We start from the raw sequence: 18,862 nt of genomic DNA, 5'->3' as shown, positions 1-18,862 counted from the left end.
GGGCGTATGTTTAATCGTTTAAAAGGAACTAAAGACATTTATGGCTTAGAAGCAAAAATTCTAAAATATATTAGAGAAACATTTTTCAATGTTGCAAAAAACTATAATTTCGATTTAATTGATACACCAATTATGGAAGATGTTAACTTGTTTGTTCGTTCCGCCGGAGAAACGAGTGATATCGTTACAAAAGAAATGTATGTATTCAAAGATAATGGTGATAGAACAGTAGCTTTAAGACCAGAAGGAACTGCTTCGACTATTAGAGCTTTTGTTGAAAATAAAATTAATAACTTGGAATATGGCAAATTCTGTTATTTTGGCCCGATGTTTAGATACGAAAGACCGCAAAAGGGTAGATATAGACAATTTATTCAAGGTGGGATAGAATTAATCGAACCTAAAAGCGTAAATTCTAATTTTGAAATAATAAAATTAGCTGCTGATTTTCTAGATAAAATTAAAATCCATGATTACGTTTTAGAAATCAATAACTTAGGTTCATTTGAAAGCAGAAATAATTATATCGACATTTTAAAAAGTTACTTTGCAAGCTATCGTGACCAATTAAGCGATATATCAAAATTAAGATTAGAAAAAAATGTTTTAAGAATTTTAGATGATAAAGAAGAACAAGAAAAAGACTTTGTTAAAAATGCCCCAAAATTAATCGACTATTTATCAGAAGAAGAACGTAAAAACTTTGATGAACTATTAGATTTATTAAAATTATTTAATATTAATTATTCAATTAACCCATACTTGGTAAGAGGGCTTGATTATTACAATGATGTAGTGTTTGAATTTATATCAACATCTCAAGCACTGGGTTCTAAATCAACCATTTTAGGAGGTGGGCGTTATGATGGTATGATTAAGACATTCGGAGGGCCGGATCTAGATTCAATTGGTTTTGCCTTTGGAGTAGATAGATTAGCCGAAATCATTGCATATAATTTAAATGATTATCCTGAGTTAAAAAATGAAGAAACAATTCTTATTGCTTATTTGAATGATGAAGAAAAATCTGAAATATTTAAATTAGCATATGATTTAAGAAAAGAATTTAATGTTAATTTAATAAATGAAAAATTAACAATTAAGCAATTATTTAAAAAACAATTTAAATTCCAACCTACATTTTTAATTTTCAAAGAATTAAACAGTGCAAACAATGAATTTAAGGTAAAAACTTCAAAAGAAGAAAAAATTATCAAATATGATAATCTGAAAAAATTTATAGAAGAAATTACAAAAATGGAGAAATAAAATGAAAACAACATACGGTGGAAATTTAACAATTAAAAATCTAAATGAAGAAGTTACATTATATGGATGAATAGCAAACAAAAGAAAATTTAAACAACAATTATTTATTGACTTAAGAGATTCATCAGGTATTGTTCAATTAGTTCTAACTAATGTATCTGACCCGTTACTAACTAAAGAATCATGTATTAAAGTAAAGGGTAAAGTACAAAAAAGACTAGAAGCAAACCGAGAATTGAAATCGGGTGAAGTCGAAGTTTTAGTTGAAGAATATGAAGTATTGAACTCTTCTAAACAAATTCCATTTGAAATCAACAACAAAAATAGTGCAACTGCTAATGAAGATATTCGTCTGGAATATCGTTTCTTAGATCTGAGACAAGAAAAAATGCTAGAAAATTTAAGATTAAGACACAAACTTTTATTAAATGTTCGTCAATACTTTGATAAAAATGGTTTTATTGAAGTGGAAACTCCTATTTTGGCCAAATCAACTCCTGAAGGTGCACGTGACTATTTAGTGCCAACTAGAAGAAAGGGAAGATTTTTTGCATTGCCTCAATCTCCTCAATTATTTAAACAATTATTAATGGCTGCTGGTGTTGAAAAATATTTCCAAGTAGCTCGTGTATTCAGAGACGAAGACTTAAGAAAAGACAGACAACCTGAATTTACTCAATTAGATATTGAAATGTCATTCGGCGGACAAGAAGAAATTTTCGCGTTATGTGAAAACATGTGAAGCGAAGTTTTAAAACCATTAGGATGAAATATTAAGACTCCATTTCCTAAAATGGACTTCTTCTACTCAATGGAACACTACGGTAATGACAAACCAGATACAAGATATGGTTTTTTAATTGAAGATTATTCTAAAGAACTATCAACAAAATATAACAAAAAATTTGTTAAAGCGATTGTTTTTGATAGACAAGTTCAAGAAAACTTTGCTATTATCAATGAAACATTTAAAAAAAATAATGGTCAACATCTAGATATTGTTGAATTTGATAAATTATCAGACACTGAAAAAGCTTTATTTAAAGTGGTTGCTGATAAAGAAAAAATCAACACACCATATGTATTAATTTCGGCAAATGATGATGAAGATGATGCTTTAAAATCGTTAGGAGCTATTAGAACATTATTAAATGATCTTTATCAATTAGCAGACCCAAATCAATTGAACTTTTTGTGAATAGTAAATTGACCAATGTTTGAATATGATAAAGAAACTAAAACATATGCACCAGCTCACCATGCTTTCACTCAATTTGAAGAATCTACTGTTAAATATCTTGAAACAGGAGAACTAAACAAAGTAAGAGCTAAATCTTATGATCTAGTCTTAAACGGATTTGAATTAGGTTCTGGGTCAATTAGAATTTATGATCCAAAAGTGCAAAAGAAAATGTTTGATATTTTAGGAATTTCTGAAAAAGAACAACAAAGCCGTTTCGGATTCTTCTTAAAATCTTTTGACTACGGATTACCACCACACAACGGAATTGCATTTGGTATTGAAAGAGTATTAATGATATTAACGCAATCTCAATCAATTCGTGATGTTATTGCATTTCCTAAAAATGCAAAAGGTGTTGACTTATTAACAAGCGCGCCATCAGATGTTACAAAAGAACAACTAGATGAATACGGGCTTGAAGTTAGAAAATAATTATTAAAAATTAATTCATTTAAAAAAAGAAAGAAGGAAATATGGCAACAGCAGTCGCTTTAATTACAGTGTTAATGATTGTTTCATTGGCTATAATAGGTATTTCATTTATGATGGCCCCAGATTCAAACAGTTTTAGCGGGGCATTGGTAGGAAGCAACGATTTAGATTTATTCAAAGTTTCAAAAGAAAGAGGAATAAAAAAAGTTCTTAAATGATCGATGATAGTTTTAGGAGCTTTATTATTCATCTTCGCTATTGTGTTGAGAGTGATTATTCAAAAAGGTTAGTAATGTATTCAGTAAATCGTAATCGTAATAATAAAAATTCAACATTTAAACTCGAAGCTTCGGAAGTTTTAAAACTAATCCAAAATAATAACGGTCTATCTTTTATTGAAATAGCAAAATCATTAAAAGTTCCCACTGTATTTAATAAAAATTTAACCCAATTATTAAATGAATTAATTAATGCTAACAAAATAGAAATAAATCGCGATGACAAATACATCGCTATTTATTTTTTAAGAACAATAGATAGCAATATTGCCATAACAAATAAACGTCTTGGCTTTATTGATTTTGAAGAGCAAGAAGAAAAGGTAAGTGCATTTATCCCGCCCAATAATTTAAAAGGTGCATTAGATGGAGATTTACTTAAAGTAAATTTATTTTACTATTTTTCAGAAAACGGAGATAAATTATATAAAGCTAATATACTTGAAAATTTATCGCATGCTAAAAGCGTGGTCGTTGGTACTATCGATAGAAAAGGCAACCGTGTCTTTTTCAACGCTTTTGATGATAAAGATAGAGCTGTATTTGAATTTTTAGTTACTTCAACTATTCCACAAGATATAAAAAGTAATGATTTAGTAGCTTGTGAAGTTTTAAAAGCCAATACTAAAAAAGTAGTTATTGTTTTCAAAAATAAAATAGGTTCATTAGACGATAAAGAACACGTAGTTAAAAAAATTATTGCGGCTAATGATGTATCACAAAGCTTTAATACTGACGTAGTTGCGCATACTTCAACAATTCCACAAGAAGTATCAGATGAAGAAATTGCCTTGCGTCACAATCTAATTGACTTAATGACTGTTACTATTGACGGATTGGATACAAAAGACTTTGATGATGCTATTTCTTGTTTTAAATTAAATAACGGAAATTGAAAATTATACATTCACATTGCCGATGTTTCATATTATGTTAAAGAAGGCGACCCAATTGATCGAGAAGCATTAGAGCGTGGGACAAGTATATATTTACCTGATCGTGTTATTCCTATGCTACCATTTGAGTTATCTAATGGTATTTGCTCATTGAATCCTAATGTAGTTAGGGCTTGTTTAACTTTAGAATTAGAAATCAATGATAAAGGTGAAAATGTTGATGTTCAAATCTATCCAAGTGTAATTAAGTCAAATTATCGGCTAACATACAACGAAGTTAATGATTATTATAAACACGAAAGGGAAGTTCCTTCTGACGTTTCTAAGATGTTAGATGAAGCCAAAGAACTTGGCAACATAATGAGGGCTAAAAAACTTGCCGAAGGTTATGTTGATTTTGAAATTAAAGAACCCAAAATCATTATGAAAGATAACGAAGTTGTTGATATTAAAATTCGCGAAGAAGGTGAAAGCGAAAAATTAATTGAAGATTACATGGTTAGAGCAAATGAAACTGTCGCTGAGATGATGGAAGATCGTGGCATTCCTTCAATATTTAGAATTCATGATAAGCCTTCTTCTGAAAAATTAATTAACCTTCAAGAATTATTAAATTTTGCTAATATGAAAAACATTGAAGTTCCATTTGATGGTGAACCAAAAAGTTTCGGACAAATGATTGCCAAAATTAAAGAAAAAGGGTTTGATGACTATATCAAAATGGCTTTATTGAGAACGATGCAAAAAGCTGTGTATTCATCGGATAATATAGGACACTTCGGGTTGGCTTCGAAAGCATATTCACACTTCACAAGTCCAATTAGAAGATATCCTGATTTGTTGTTACACCGTTTAATTAGAAAATATATATTTGATGGCGAAAAATTAGACGAAAAAACAGCAGAAGAACAAAAACAAAAAATCGAAGAAATTGCTATCAAAAACTCTGAATCAGAAAAAACTGCTATGACAGTTGAACGTGATATTGTTGACGTAAGAAAATCTGAATTTTTCGAGAAAATGATTGGTCAAGTTTTTGAAGCAACTTTGGTTACAATCGAGAAATTTGGTGTATTCTTCAATATCGAAAAATATCAAGCTAGTGTTTTGATTAGATTTGAAGACATGAATGACAATGTTTTAAAAGTTTCTTCATTTGAAGCCAAGGGAACTAATACATCATTAAAAGTGGGTAATAATTACAATATAAAAATTACTTCAATCGACCATGAAAAAGGTAATATTAATGCAATGTTAGTATAACGTTGCATTTTTTTTGTAAAATATAGACATGCCAAAACTAATCGCAACTAATAAATTTGCTAAATCTGATTACGAAATTGAAAGCACTTATGAGTGCGGTATTTCACTATTGGGTTGAGAAGTTAAATCATTGCGGGCAAAAAATGTCAAAATGGAAAATGCTTTTTGCTCAATTAGTAATGGCAATGAACTATGAATCAACAACCTTAATATTGCACAATATATGTTAGTAAAATGCGACCCTTATCGTTCGCGTAAGTTATTAATGCATAAGGCTGAAATATTAAGATTAAAAACTAAACAAGAACGTTTAGGATTAATATTAATTCCACTATCAATTTATTGAGTCCAAAACCACATTAAAGTAGAAATAGCTTTAGCGAAAAAACTAAAGAAATTCGACAAGCGTGAAAAAATTAAAGAAGAAGAATTAAAAAGAAAAATCAAAAACGAATTGTATTAGTTGCAATTTCACGTGGGGGTGTACTGGCTTCGACGGGTATCTGAACTATTAAGTGGCAGTGGTCTGGTAGACCATAATACTTCTAGGCTTTTTTAAGCGCAGAAAACAAAAAACAAGAAGAAGCTTTCTTTATGCAAAAAGCTTTATCTTCAAGAAGCCTATTATTTGCTTAATTAAATAATAGCCGAACGGCAAGCGGCTCGGTTTGCCATGGTTCGTTGGAGAGCTTGACAGTAAGCAACTTAGTCTAACTTATTGTGACATCTCAGACTAAAAACATATTTAGAACTTTGTCAATTTAATATAAATAATGTTTAACATGAAATTGAATAAACTGTAGAAACTTAATAGGAATGGTGCACGGACCGGGGTTCGATTCCCCGCATCTCCACCATTTTTTTTATTTTTAAATAAATAAAATTCCAATCATTAGCATATTTCATTCGGTTATGTTATTATTAAATAAGATATATTATTAAGGAGGAATTGTGGCAGTTCGTTTAGTTGTAAACCATGAAGATGGTTGAGCTGTAAAAAACCCAAAAGGTAAGAAAGCATTAAGAGTTTTTAAAACTCAAAAAGAAGCCGTTGAATACGCTAGATCATTAAAAGACACTACAGCAGTTAATGTTCAAAGCAAAACTGGTGCCTTCAGAAAATTCACAAGCTAATATATGTTTAAGCTATTAGACGGAAAACAATATTCACAAGAATTAAAAAATTTAATTAAAGAAGAAATTCAAAAAGCTCCGGTAGAAAGTCTACCGATTTTAGGTATTTTGCAAGTTGGGGATCTTGAAGAATCGAATATTTATATTCGCCATAAATTAAATACTGCAAAAGACTTAGGGTTCAATACTAAATTAATTAAATTGCCTGAAAATTCAGATTTCGAAACAATTAAAGAAGCAATTGGAATACTAGGTGATACAACTGATGGTTTTATTATCCAATTGCCAATGCAAACTAATCAAATTGAGAATCCGCAAACATTGTTGGAATTAATCCCGAAAGATAAGGATATTGATGGATTAAGTTTAGCTAATTTAAACGGTGATTATCGCGCTTATGATTGCTTTTTACCGGCAACGCCATTAGGGATAATTTTATTATTGCAACATTATAATATAAATTTATATAATCAAAAAATTGGTGTAGTAGGTCAAAGCCAAATTGTTGGGTTACCATTGGCTAATTATTTAGAACAAAATGGCAATCTTGTAACAAGATATATTAAATCAACACCCAAAGATACATTAATCAAAAATGATATTGTTATTGTTGCTACCGGTGCAAGAAATTGTATTCTACCAGAACAAGTTAAAAATAATGTTGTATTAGTTGACGTTGGCATTCATCGCATTGATGGAAAAATATATGGAGATATAGATTTTAATTTAATGAAAGAAAAGGCTTCATATATTACACCAGTACCTGGTGGTGTTGGCCCAATGACAATTATTTCTCTAATAATGAACCTAATTAAAGCTAAAGCTCTAAAAGATGAAAATATCTGAAAAATTTTCCCAAAAGTAAAGGAAATTTTGCTAAAATAATTTGCCAAAAATTACGGCAAATTTTTATTTTATTTTTTTTACTTTAAGCAGTCATTTTTATGTAAAATAATTACAAACAATTTACAAATAAAGAGGTTAACATGATTATCGGAATAAGCGGAATGATAGCTGCTGGTAAAAGCTCGCTATCAGAAAAATTACACAAACATTACAAGACATCAATGATGCTACACGAGTTCGAAGAAGAAGATGAAGTATTTAATACTTTTTTAAAATGACTTTATGAAAAGAAACCTAATTTGACCATTGGATTTCAATCATACATTGTAGAAAATCACTCAACTAAATTTGGTGAAATTACCAAAAAATTTAAAGAATTAAATTTAGATGCCAAAAAAGATCATATCTTTTTAGACCGTTTTTCAATTGAGCACTACATTTTTGCTAAATTGATTTTAGCTGAAAAAGGCAAAAGATACTTAGATGCTTATGATGCCTTGTTTGAAAAATTAATTAGTCAGGATGAATTACCTGATTTAGCGATTTTTTTAGACATAAGTTTTGATACTTTTAAGAAAAGAATTTTTGAAAGAGGTAGAGAAAGCGAAGTTAATAACTGAGAAATGAATTACGAATATTTCAAAAATTTACACGAAAACTATTTAAAAATATTCAAAGAAATTGCGGAGCGTTTTCATTTAAATTACATTATTTTAGACACTAATAATTTAAATGAAAAAGAAGTCCTTGCAGAAGCTATAAAAATAATAGAAGAGGCGGCAAATAAATAATGAAAATAGATGAAAGAATTGAAAAAGTTTTATTCGATAGAGAAACACTTGAAAAAAGAATTGCTGAATTAGCGCAATGAGTTAATGAAAATTATAAAAACTCAGAGGATTTAATTGTAGTAGGTTTATTAAAAGGTTCATTACCATTTTTAGCCCAATTAATTAAAGATGTTGAAGTTGATTTTTCATTAGATTTCATGATTACAAGTTCATATGCCGGAACTGAAAAATCTTCAGGTAATGTTAAAATTGTGCTTGACTTAGTAAATAACATTGAAAACAAAGATGTTTTAATCGTTGAAGATATCGTTGACACAGCAAGAACAATGAATAAAGTAGTATCAATTCTTAAATCTCGTAATCCGAAATCATTAAGAGTTTTAACCTTATTAAACAAACCAAGTGGAAGAGTTGTTGAATTTGAACCAGATAACTTTGGATTTGAAATTAGTAAAAACGATTTCGTTGTTGGATTTGGTTTTGACTGAGATGAAAAAATGCGTCAATTACCATACATTGGCACAATAAAGCTTCCTAAAAAATAATTTTCAAAGTGGGCTTAGGCCCATTTTTAATTATATTTCCGATTTTTTCATGGGTTCATGCGGCTTTAATTATATTTAATATATAATTATTAACATGATTGAAATTAAGAAATTAAGTTATAAATACCCCGGAGCAAAGAAATTAGCTTTAGATAATATTGATTTAAAAATCGAAGAAGGTCAATATGTGGCAATATTGGGTCACAATGGGTCAGGTAAATCAACATTTTCTAAATTGCTTTCAGCGATTTACAAAGCTACTAGCGGGAAAATTATTATCGATGGAATTGAAATAAATTCTGAAAATTTAACCGAAATTAGAAAAAGAATCGGAATAGTATTTCAAAACCCTGACAACCAATTTATCGGTTCAACCGTAGAAGATGATATCGCATTCGGGTTAGAAAACAAACAAATGAGCTATGAACAAATGCATGAAATCATTATTAAATATGCTACCGAAGTCGGAATGATCGAACAACTTGACCGTGAACCGCAAAATCTTTCTGGAGGTCAAAAGCAGAGAGTTGCAATAGCTTCAACATTGGCGTTAGACCCTAAAATTATTATTTTTGATGAAATAACTTCGATGTTAGACCCAAAAGGTAGAAGTGACATTTATAAAATAATCCATGGTCTTCATCAAAAGACTAATAAAACCTTAATTTCAATTACTCATGACATGGATGAAGCTTTATTGGCTGATAAACTAATTGTTTTCTCGGGTGGCAAAGTTATTGCACAAGGTAAACCTATAGAAATTCTAAATGATAAGAAAATTATTGAAATTGCTAAAATAGATTCACCATTTATTTATAAATTAAGTGAAATGATTGAAGGTATTGAGCCAACATATGATGCAGAGGAGTTGATTAAAGAATTATGCAAATAAAACTTACTAATGTATCAAAAGAATATAACAAAGGTCTTCCGACATATATCAAAGTTTTGCAGGATATTAATTTAGATATTAATGAAGGAGAAGCAATTTCAATTATCGGACCTACTGGTTCAGGAAAAACAACTTTAATTGAACATTTAAATGCCTTATTGATTCCTAGCTCTGGAACTGTTGAATTTTCTTCTGTACCAGTTTCTAAAAAACAAAAAAAACCCAAAAAACCTGTTGCAAAAAAATTTAATAGTAAAGATGAATTTGATGTAGCAATTGCTAAATATGAAAAAGATTTATCGGATTGAAAATCTAAAAATCGTAAAGAACGAATTGAAATAATTAAAACCGATATCAATATTTCAAAAACTATTAAGAAAATCAAAAATGTTAAATCCTTAAGAAAAGAAGTTGGCCTTGTTTTCCAATTTGCTGAGTATCAACTATTCGAATCAACGATTGAAAAAGATATTATATTTGGACCAATATCAATGGGAATCGGAAAAGATAAAGCTAAAGAATTGGCAGCCAAATATATTGAAATGGTTGGCCTTCCTTTGGATTATTTATCAAGAAGTCCATTTGATTTATCTGGCGGCCAAAAAAGACGGGTAGCCTTAGCTGGTATATTAGCAATGGAACCTAAATTCTTAGTTTTAGATGAACCGACAGCAGGGTTAGATCCACAAGGGGTCGAAGAAATGCTGGGACTCTTCCACAATTTATATAAAAAAGGGAAAACAATAATTATCGTTACCCATGACCTTGATAATGCATTGAAATGAACGAATAGAACATTGTTTGTTAAAGACGGTACAATTATCAAAGACGGAAATACTTATGATATTTTAAGTAATGAAGAATTATTAATCGAAAATAACCTAATTCCAACACGTTTATTATCATTTGTTAATAGACTTAAAAAACGAGGAATAGATGTTGGAAAAATTACAAGTATCGAAGAACTTGGTGAAAAATTAAACGAGTATTTAAAAAAGAAAGGGAAGTAGTAAATGAATCGAGCCATCATTGGTAAGTATTTAAATTTAGATACGTTTGTTCATAAACTTGATCCTAGATTAAAGTTTATGGCTAATATCTTGTTTATCATACTATTTTTCGTAGCGGATCACTTTATCACGCTAGCGATTTTAGTTTTTTCAATTATGCTCATTTATGTGATTACCACCCGGTCAATTAAATCTGTTTTTGCAAAGTTAAGATTACCATTGTATATTGCGATATTTCTACTAATTATTAATATGCTAACTGTTAAAGGAGCTGCGCCGCTCGAATCTGGTACGTTTGTTCCTTTATCATCGCAAACTAATATCGATACTTATGTTCATTATCGCGGTCAAACTATAATAAACACAATTTATTGAGCGCCATTTGGATACGACCAACCTTTCCAATTAACTAAATTCACAATATATCGTACGATATCAATTTTCATCAGAATTTATGGTGTTATTTTAACAACTACAATTTTAACCGTATCTACCAAACCAGTTCTTTTAACAAGAGCAATTAATGATTTATTATATCCTTTGAAATTAGTTAAGATTCCGACTGAAATTATTACCATGATTATTTCTATTGCATTGAGATTCATTCCAACATTATTAGAAGAATCGAGCAGAATCATGAAGGCTCAATCAAGTCGTGGCGTTGATTTTAAAAACGGAAGTATTAAAGATAAATCAAAGTCTTTTATAGTTTTAATTGTTCCTTTATTCGTATCTTCATTTACAAAAGCTAATGATTTGGCTGATGCTATGACTTCGCGTGGATATGAACCTTATGCTAAAAGAAGTCACTATCGTCAATTATGTCCTAACTGACGTGATTTAATTGCAACATTATTCATTATTGTGTGCACAGTAATGGTTATTGTGTGTCAAATCGATGCCGTACCATTACCAGCTTGATGAATAGCTACCTTCCAAAGAGTTTAATTAGGAGTATTTATGGCCGAAAAAGATGAAATTAGAAAAAAAGTATTCGAATTGCAAAAGCAAATTAATGAATGAGATCATGCGTATTATGATTTAGATAGTCCGATTGTTTCCGACTCAGTTTACGATACTGAATTCAATAAGTTGAAAAAACTAGAAGAACAATACGCATCTTATTTTTCATACGAAGAAATCAAACAATCTCCCACTCAAAGAATTAATGCATCTTCATTAGATATTTTTTCTAAAGTTAAACACGATAAGCCAATGCTTTCTTTGAATAAGGCCTACTCAATTGAAGAAATTCAAAAATTTATTAATAATATTAAAAAGGTTGCAATTAATTTTTCGTTTTTTGTTGAACCTAAAATTGATGGCTTGTCAATCTCTGTAAAATATCATGATGGAAAACTAATTCAGGCTGTAACACGGGGGGACGGTTTGGTCGGTGAAGATGTTACTGAAAATATTCGCCAAATTAAATCAATACCTCAAGTTATTAACTATCAAAAGGATTTAGAAGTTCGTGGTGAAGTTTATTTATCAATTGAAGATTTTGAAAAGTTAAATGAAATACTTGAAAAAGAAAATAAAGCTAAATTAGCAAACCCTCGAAATGCCGCTGCCGGAACATTAAGACAATTAAATCCGGCTATTGTAAAAGAACGGAATTTGTCAGCTTTTTTATACTACGTTGTCGATGCTGAAGAACACAATATTCACAGTATGGAAGAAGAGTTTAACTTCTTGAATAATTTAGGTTTTCAAGTTACAAAAGAATCAAAACACTTATATACAATTGACGAAATTCAAGAGTATATCAAAAATTTCAAAAATGAAAAACAATTGCTAAACTACGAAACTGATGGAATTGTCATCAAATTAAATGAAATTCAGTATTATGATAAACTTGGTAGCACAGCTAAGTTTCCTCATTCAGCAATAGCTTTTAAATATGAACCAGACACAGCAATAACAACTCTAAAAAATATCTTTATTACTGTGGGTAGAACTGGATTAGTAACTTATAATGCATTATTGGAACCTGTTGAGCTTTCGGGGAGCACCGTAAGCTTTGCAACCTTGAATAATTTCAAATATATCGATGATTTAAATTTAAATATCAATGATTTAATATATGTTAAAAAAGCCGGAGAAATTATTCCTTGCGTTATTGGCTTGGCGTCATTAAAACATAAAAATCCAGCAAGGTTTGAAAAGATTACGACATGCCCTTATTGTCAAAGCAAATTGATAGATTCAGATTCATCATTGGAACAATTTTGTCCTAATGAACAATGTCCGGAAGTAAAAAGAAGAAAGTTAATTCATTTTGTTTCAAAAGATGCAATGGACATAGTTACATTGGGCGAGAAAAATATTGAATTACTTTTAGAAAACGGATTAATTAATCAAATTACTGATATTTATAAATTAAAAGAATATTGTTCGCAGCTAATGCAATTGGAAAGAATGGGCAATAAATCTGTTTTAAAAATGTTGGATGCTATCGAAGCTAGCCGCAACCAAAGTTTAGATAGAATTATTTATGCCTTATCAATTAAATTAATTGGATCAAAAGTGGCGAAATTAATAGCTTCAAAAGTTAAGGAATTTTCAAACTTTTTATCTTTTGATTATTTGTCGTTAACTCAATATCATGAAATAGGTGAAAAAATTGCAACTTCAGTACATGAATGAGTTAACAAAGAAGAAAATATTAAATTGGTAAATGATTTGTTGGCCTTAGGATTGAATTTAAAATATCATGAAGAAAAAGAAAATGACATTTTGAATAATCAAAGCTTTGTTATAACGGGAACACTATCTAAATCACGTAGTTATTTTGAAGAATTAATAGTTAAAAATGGTGGAATTGTATTATCTTCTGTTTCATCAAAAACAAACTTTTTATTAGCCGGAGAAGATGCGGGTTCTAAATTATCAAAAGCAAACAAATTAAACATTAAAATTTTAAATGAACGAGAATTTTTAGAAATGCTTAATAATTAACTAGAAATTGACATAACTTAGTGTCAATTTTTTATTTAATTTAATTTTGCACGTTTGATGTAAGCTAATGAATAAAAGTGTGAAAGTCAACAAGTATGCAAAAAAATTCAAATTGATACTATTAATCATTATTTTTCCGCGATCTAGGAAATTAATAAACGCATTAAAAATCAAAAAGTATCAATATGTTAAATCTTTAGACCAAAAGAAAAATAAACTAAATGAATAGCCAATAAAAGTGATTGGCATGAATAATAATTGATATGCAAATCCGATTCCATTTACTTTGTCTAAAAAAGATAAAGAGATAAATAATGAAGTTAGATAAGCAATAAAAATTATTAATAAATACTTTATTCAATGATGCTGTTTAAAATTAATTATTTTATTAGTTAATAATATATTCAGTGTAACGGTAAAAGATAAAATAAAAGAATAACTAAGAAAACTAAAGGGATTAAAAATTAATATCAATATAGCTGTGAAACACAGTAAAGTTAATGATTTAAATTTGTTTTTAAAAAAGTTTTTATTTAGATATACAAAAATTAAAAATAAAAATGCTCGAGTCGCTCCAATTGGAAACTTTAGAATATTGAGATAGATAAATAAGATTGCTAAAATAATTAAATTTGAAACTTTTTGATTTATTTTAAATTTCAAGAAAATTCATGAAAAAATGAAATAAATTAAGCCAAAATGAAATCCACTGATAGCGAAATAATGCATTATATTTAAATCTTTTAATATGTTAATGAATTGTGCATCTCGATCATATTTATTAAACAAAATTAACATCAAATATTCTTTAGCTATTTTAGAATAAGTTTTAAAATAATTAAGTTCTAAATTAGTTGGAATAGGCTTGGAAATAATTTGGATATCAACTAATTTTAAATATACATTATTAGCATAATTGAAGTTGGTATATTGCTGATATTTTTTTACTGTTCCTATTAAATTAATTTGATATTGAGAGTAAATATCAGGAAGAGATATATTGGCTTTGACTCATACTTTATTATTATTAATATTAATAATAAAGCCATTTTTATAATTTTTAATGATTGCATATTTACCATTAACTCATCAGTTATTTATTTTTGTGTTTTGATATATTATTAAAAAAATAACTAAATATAAAAAGCACACAATAATCGCCAAATATAAATAATATTTTCAGTTCAATAAATTCAATAAAGTAAATAAGGCAAGCAGCGTAATAGAAAACACTAATTCAATTTTAGTTATTATCAATAAAAGGCAGATGGAAGATAAAAGACTGAATATTAAAGGATTTAAATTATTGTATTTTCTTGTAAAAGTTTTAAAGTCACTTCACCAACACCAGGCTGGTTTTTTATATCATCCCATGTTATATAATTTCCTTTACTTTTTATAACCTCCAATACTTTCGATGCTATATGTTTTTTTATTCCGAGATTTACCAGTTCTTTGACTGAACGAATACTTTTTAATTTAACACGATTTGCTTTTGTATATGGAATGTATATTTTTTGTTTATCCTTAATATTTTCATTTAAATTAAACTTACTTAAATCCGCTCCGGATCGAAGCCGTGATTTTTTTATAACATCTAATAACGTGGCAGGTATTTTAAATTCATATTCGCCTCCATAATAAACAGCTCCATAAATTTGAATAGTTGCATATTTATTTTCTTGTTCTGACTCTGTTTTAGCTTTTTTATTTTTTAAATAACTATTTATGCCTATAGATGACAGAATTACTAAAGATGCCACTAAAAAGGTTGCTCCTACAAAAATTATTTTCTTTTTTCTTTCCATATTTACATTATTGATTATCAGCAAAAATAAATAATTACAAGGCGAAAAAAGTGAAAAAAAACAAAGAAAAATTAGCAAAATACGGCATAAAAAAAGCAAGTTATCAAACTTGCTTAATTTTATTATTCTTCTTCTGGAAATGCGGCGTTATGTCAAACTTCTTGAATGTCTTCGTCATCTTCTAATAAATCAACAAATTCTTCAATTTGGTTTGCTTTTTCAGCGTCCACTTCAACTTCAGAGTTGGGAATATAGGTGACTTCAGCGGTACTATAATTTTCAATTTTAAACGCTTCATCTAACGCCTGTTTAACTTTTTGGAATTGCGAAGGTTCGGTTGTAATAACGTATAAACCATCTTCGTTTTTAAAGTCTTCAGCTCCTGCATCTAATACAGTCATCATTACTTCTTCTTCACTAGCAACGCTATCGGGGAATTCAATTAAACCTTTTTGGTCAAATACATAAGGAACCGAACCTTGTTTACCTAATTGACCATTGTGTTTGTTGAAATAGTGTTTAATGTTTGAACTTAAACGATTAAAGTTGTCAGTTAAACAACTTACTACGAAATTGATTCCACCGTATGCGGTTCCAGCATATAAATAATTTTGGAAGTTAGCTGCTTCTTTAGACCCACCAGCAACTTTAGAAATTGCTTTTTCAATGTTTGCTTTAGGCATTGATTTTGCTTTAGCTTTAGCGATTGCTAATTTTAAAGCTGGGTTTGAATCTGGATCTGGTCCACCAAGTGTTGCCGCAACAATAATTTCTTTAGAAAATTTTTGAAACATTTGGCTTCTTTTAGCATCTTGAGCTGCTTTATGATGTTTTGTGGTTGCTCATTTTGAATGTCCTGACATATTATTCTCCTATTTATTAGCTTTAATTAATAAATCAAGTTTATTATACCAAAAAATTACGTTCCTTTATTTCATAAATTTAATATAATAAACTATATGATTTTAATAAAAGGAAACGAAAATTACTTCATTGAAAAAGAAGTTAAAAATATAATTCAACAAATTAAATCTAAAAATAATAATGAAATTGAAATAATCAATTTTTTTGAAGTAATGCAATTAGAAGAATTATCTGATGCTGTCTATAACACAGATATTTTTGCGATTCCAAAATTAGTAATTATTACCAATCCAATATATTTCAATTCTAAATCTAAATTTAAAAAAGAAGAAGCGGAAAAATTTGTCGAACTTTTATTAGAAGGTTCTCAATACAATGAAATCGTATTGATACAGGAAATTCAAAAATATGACAAAAACTTCACTCCTTCTAGTTATTTTAAAAAAATTGAAAAAGCATCTGAAATAATCGAAGTTGCTAAAATCAATGATAAAGATTTATACAAATTTACTAACTCATTAATTCAAGGCAAGGGTGGAACGATTGATGATTTTGCATTAATTCAATTTGTGTCAAATTTACCAAATGATTTAACTTTAATTGAAAACGAAGTTAATAAGTTGTTATTGCAAGACAATCACATTACATTGAAAATGATTGATGATAATAATTTTTCAATGTCAAATAATATTGAATATGCGTTTAATGACGCACTTTTAAAATTGAATTCGCCTAAAACTATTATCGCCAAAATGAATGAACAACTGTCATTTGGTCAAAGCCCGCAACAAATCATAGTCCAAGTGGCATCAGTAATATCACTAGCAAAAGAAATTCAAGTTCTATTAGAAGCAAAAATGACACCCGAAAATATTTCAAGCGCAATTAATATGCATATTTATCGTGTGAAATTATTTACAGATTTTATAAGAAAAATCGGACTAGATAAATTGAATTTTTTAATTGAAAAGATGGCACTAATTGACAAAGAAATTAAAAGCGGTTCGCTAGATGAACATACAGCATTAAAACTAGCAGTATTAGAAATTATTAAATAAAAGAAGGACTTATGGAAGAAAAAAACAAAAGAATAATTCTTTATGAATTAAAAATTGAAACTTTTTTTGATTCTAATGGTAGCGGATATGGCGATTTTAATGGATTGCTTTTAAAAAAATATTACTTCCAATATTTAGGTATAAATCTTATTGCAATTCCCGATATTTTAAATCAATACCAAAACAAATTCGAATTAGAAGCAATTAAAAATCGTTATGGATCATTATCTGATTTCATTGAATGTATTAATGAATTCAGAAAAGATAAGATAGAAATTGCCCCAATAATAAACATAGGGAATATTAAACAAGCATACATCAACTGAAATAATATGTATGATTTATACAATTTAGGAAAAGATAATAATGCTAAAAAACATTTAACTGCTTTAGATACATATTTAGTCAATGAATCACAAAGTAAAATTACTTTAGATGAATTATCAAACTTTATTCAGTATTTAAATAAAATAATTAGTTTTTATAATCAACTAAAAGTGAAGACAATTATTTTAACTAATTATGAATTTTTATTAAAAAACAATAATTTATCTGAAGCAAATCAGTTTCGTTTTTTACAAGATGTATACAAAATTATTAAACGCCAAAATGTTGATATGCAAGTGATATTAAAATCATCGGATGTCAATAAAGAAGTTTATTCAAAAATGCTTCAAGTTACTGAACCCTGCTTTGATTATTTATATTTAAATCACTTACCAATTATGAATTTAAATCAAGAAAGTAAATTTGCAAAAATGCAACCACTTCCTTTTGCAAATTTCTTTCACGCTTATAGACCGTTTTTGAACGATAAAAGAGTTATTTTATCTTTAGGTTCTGACCAAGTGGGTCGTATCAATTCTCGTTGGGGTGATGAATTGGCTTATGCCCAAGAAGCGACTAAAACATTTTTAATGTTTGTTTTCGCGGCTCATAATTCAATTGGGATTTATTATGGTGATGAGCTTGGCATGTTGCGCGCCAAAATTAAAAAAGATTACCAATTTGAAAATGATAATTTCAATGAAGAAAAACGTTTTTATCAAGCTAAAAATATTTCTGAGGATGAGTTTTTTAAAGCACAATTATTCCAAAATAAAATCACATCATATACATATATGTCATGAAATAATAACCATTACGCAGGCGCAACAAAAGCCCACCATGGCAACTTTTTAATGCCTGAAAAATGACAAAAATTCAATGTTGAAAAAGAAAGTAACACTGAATCTAGTTCACTAAAATTTGCTAATTTATTATTAAAATTAGTTTTTGGCTCAGAATACTCAGAAACAATTGAAAATAGTTCGATTTCATTTAAATTTAATGATAAAGGGATTGCTAAAATAATTCATAAAAATCCTGAAAATAAAACGATTATCTTTTTAATGAACTTATCTAAAAATCACTTATTTGCCAACGTCAACGGGTCATATCGTATTTTAGCAACAACTTATACTAATAAATTTTATGCTACTGTGCCAAAACAACTAGCACCATTTGAAAGTCTTATCTTAATTGAAGATTAATGAAATAAATTAACTTTAATATATAATTAAATATATTATT

At 28.5% G+C, this 18,862-nt stretch carries 18 protein-coding genes and 1 other RNA gene; 16 read left to right on the top strand and 3 right to left on the bottom strand.

The genetic code is table 4. From position 1 onward, the window contains the following. Window positions 1-6: 6 nt before the first annotated feature. The 14 genes from hisS (at window position 7) to ligA (ending at window position 13,560) form a co-directional block, all read left to right on the top strand. The gene (hisS, locus tag FJR74_RS01430) at window positions 7-1,269 is read left to right on the top strand and encodes a histidine--tRNA ligase (RefSeq protein WP_140914774.1); all 1,263 of its coding nucleotides are present in this window, start codon (window positions 7-9) and stop codon (window positions 1,267-1,269) included. Window position 1,270: 1 nt separating this feature from the next. After that, window positions 1,271-2,944: an aspartate--tRNA ligase gene (gene aspS / locus FJR74_RS07570; RefSeq protein WP_140914773.1), complete on the top strand. Its 1,674-nt coding sequence runs from the start codon at window positions 1,271-1,273 to the stop codon at window positions 2,942-2,944. Window positions 2,945-2,985: 41 nt separating this feature from the next. Next, window positions 2,986-3,234, top strand: coding sequence for a preprotein translocase subunit SecG (gene secG / locus FJR74_RS01420; RefSeq protein WP_140914772.1), 249 nt, complete (start codon window positions 2,986-2,988; stop codon window positions 3,232-3,234). Between the two features lie 2 nt (window positions 3,235-3,236). Continuing rightward, window positions 3,237-5,381 (top strand): ribonuclease R, encoded by a 2,145-nt coding sequence (rnr, locus tag FJR74_RS07565; protein WP_140914771.1) that lies wholly within the window; start codon window positions 3,237-3,239, stop codon window positions 5,379-5,381. A gap of 28 nt (window positions 5,382-5,409) precedes the next feature. After that, window positions 5,410-5,844: an SsrA-binding protein SmpB gene (smpB, locus tag FJR74_RS01410; RefSeq protein ID WP_140914770.1), complete on the top strand. Its 435-nt coding sequence runs from the start codon at window positions 5,410-5,412 to the stop codon at window positions 5,842-5,844. A 14-nt stretch (window positions 5,845-5,858) separates the two neighbouring features. Then, window positions 5,859-6,238: a transfer-messenger RNA gene (ssrA, locus tag FJR74_RS01405) on the top strand. Window positions 6,239-6,332: 94 nt separating this feature from the next. Then, entirely contained in the window at window positions 6,333-6,515 is a 183-nt protein-coding gene (locus tag FJR74_RS07560; RefSeq protein ID WP_140914769.1) for a DUF2188 domain-containing protein, read from the top strand. A 3-nt stretch (window positions 6,516-6,518) separates the two neighbouring features. Then, window positions 6,519-7,400, top strand: a complete 882-nt coding sequence (locus FJR74_RS01395; protein WP_140914768.1) for a bifunctional 5,10-methylenetetrahydrofolate dehydrogenase/5,10-methenyltetrahydrofolate cyclohydrolase — start codon at window positions 6,519-6,521, stop codon at window positions 7,398-7,400. 101 nt (window positions 7,401-7,501) lie between these two features. Continuing rightward, a complete protein-coding gene (locus FJR74_RS07555) occupies window positions 7,502-8,152 on the top strand; it encodes a deoxynucleoside kinase (protein WP_140914767.1) in 651 nt (216 codons plus the stop codon). Continuing rightward, on the top strand, window positions 8,152-8,697 hold the full coding sequence (hpt, locus tag FJR74_RS01385; RefSeq protein ID WP_170178327.1) for a hypoxanthine phosphoribosyltransferase: 546 nt from the start codon (window positions 8,152-8,154) through the stop codon (window positions 8,695-8,697). Before FJR74_RS07555 ends, hpt begins: the two co-directional genes overlap by 1 nt. Window positions 8,698-8,791: 94 nt before the next feature. After that, window positions 8,792-9,589: an energy-coupling factor transporter ATPase gene (locus tag FJR74_RS01380; protein WP_140914765.1), complete on the top strand. Its 798-nt coding sequence runs from the start codon at window positions 8,792-8,794 to the stop codon at window positions 9,587-9,589. Then, window positions 9,580-10,599 carry an ATP-binding cassette domain-containing protein gene (locus FJR74_RS07550; RefSeq protein WP_140914764.1) on the top strand — a complete coding sequence of 340 codons (1,020 nt, stop codon included), beginning with the start codon at window positions 9,580-9,582 and terminating at the stop codon, window positions 10,597-10,599. The genes FJR74_RS01380 and FJR74_RS07550 overlap by 10 nt, the downstream gene beginning before the upstream one ends. 3 nt (window positions 10,600-10,602) lie before the next feature. After that, entirely contained in the window at window positions 10,603-11,547 is a 945-nt protein-coding gene (locus FJR74_RS01370; RefSeq protein WP_140914763.1) for an energy-coupling factor transporter transmembrane component T family protein, read from the top strand. 12 nt (window positions 11,548-11,559) lie between these two features. Then, a complete protein-coding gene (gene ligA / locus FJR74_RS01365; RefSeq protein WP_140914762.1) occupies window positions 11,560-13,560 on the top strand; it encodes an NAD-dependent DNA ligase LigA in 2,001 nt (666 codons plus the stop codon). Here ligA and FJR74_RS07545 read toward each other — a convergent pair whose 3' ends face one another. The 3 genes from FJR74_RS07545 to FJR74_RS01350 form a co-directional block, all read right to left on the bottom strand. Then, window positions 13,561-14,934 carry an MAG0480 family ComEC-like protein gene (locus tag FJR74_RS07545; RefSeq protein ID WP_140914761.1) on the bottom strand — a complete coding sequence of 458 codons (1,374 nt, stop codon included), beginning with the start codon at window positions 14,932-14,934 and terminating at the stop codon, window positions 13,561-13,563. Further along, entirely contained in the window at window positions 14,859-15,368 is a 510-nt protein-coding gene (locus FJR74_RS01355; protein WP_140914760.1) for an MAG0490 family ComEA-like DNA-binding protein, read from the bottom strand. The genes FJR74_RS07545 and FJR74_RS01355 overlap by 76 nt, the downstream gene beginning before the upstream one ends. Window positions 15,369-15,490: 122 nt before the next feature. Then, a complete protein-coding gene (locus FJR74_RS01350) occupies window positions 15,491-16,231 on the bottom strand; it encodes a YebC/PmpR family DNA-binding transcriptional regulator (protein WP_140914759.1) in 741 nt (246 codons plus the stop codon). Between the two features lie 96 nt (window positions 16,232-16,327). Here FJR74_RS01350 and holA point away from each other — a divergent pair, with 96 nt between their 5' ends. Beyond that, complete coding sequence (holA, locus tag FJR74_RS01345; protein WP_140914758.1) at window positions 16,328-17,290, top strand: DNA polymerase III subunit delta; 963 nt, start codon at window positions 16,328-16,330, stop codon at window positions 17,288-17,290. Between the two features lie 11 nt (window positions 17,291-17,301). Further along, window positions 17,302-18,822, top strand: coding sequence for an alpha-amylase family glycosyl hydrolase (locus FJR74_RS07540; RefSeq protein ID WP_140914757.1), 1,521 nt, complete (start codon window positions 17,302-17,304; stop codon window positions 18,820-18,822). Window positions 18,823-18,862 lie beyond the last annotated feature (40 nt).

It is taken from the genome of Metamycoplasma neophronis (genome assembly GCF_006491995.1).
Lineage (GTDB): Bacteria > Bacillota_I > Bacilli_A > Mycoplasmatales > Metamycoplasmataceae > Metamycoplasma > Metamycoplasma neophronis.
Note: the sequence above shows the minus strand (reverse complement) of the source record. Positions and strands in the feature narration are given on the sequence as shown.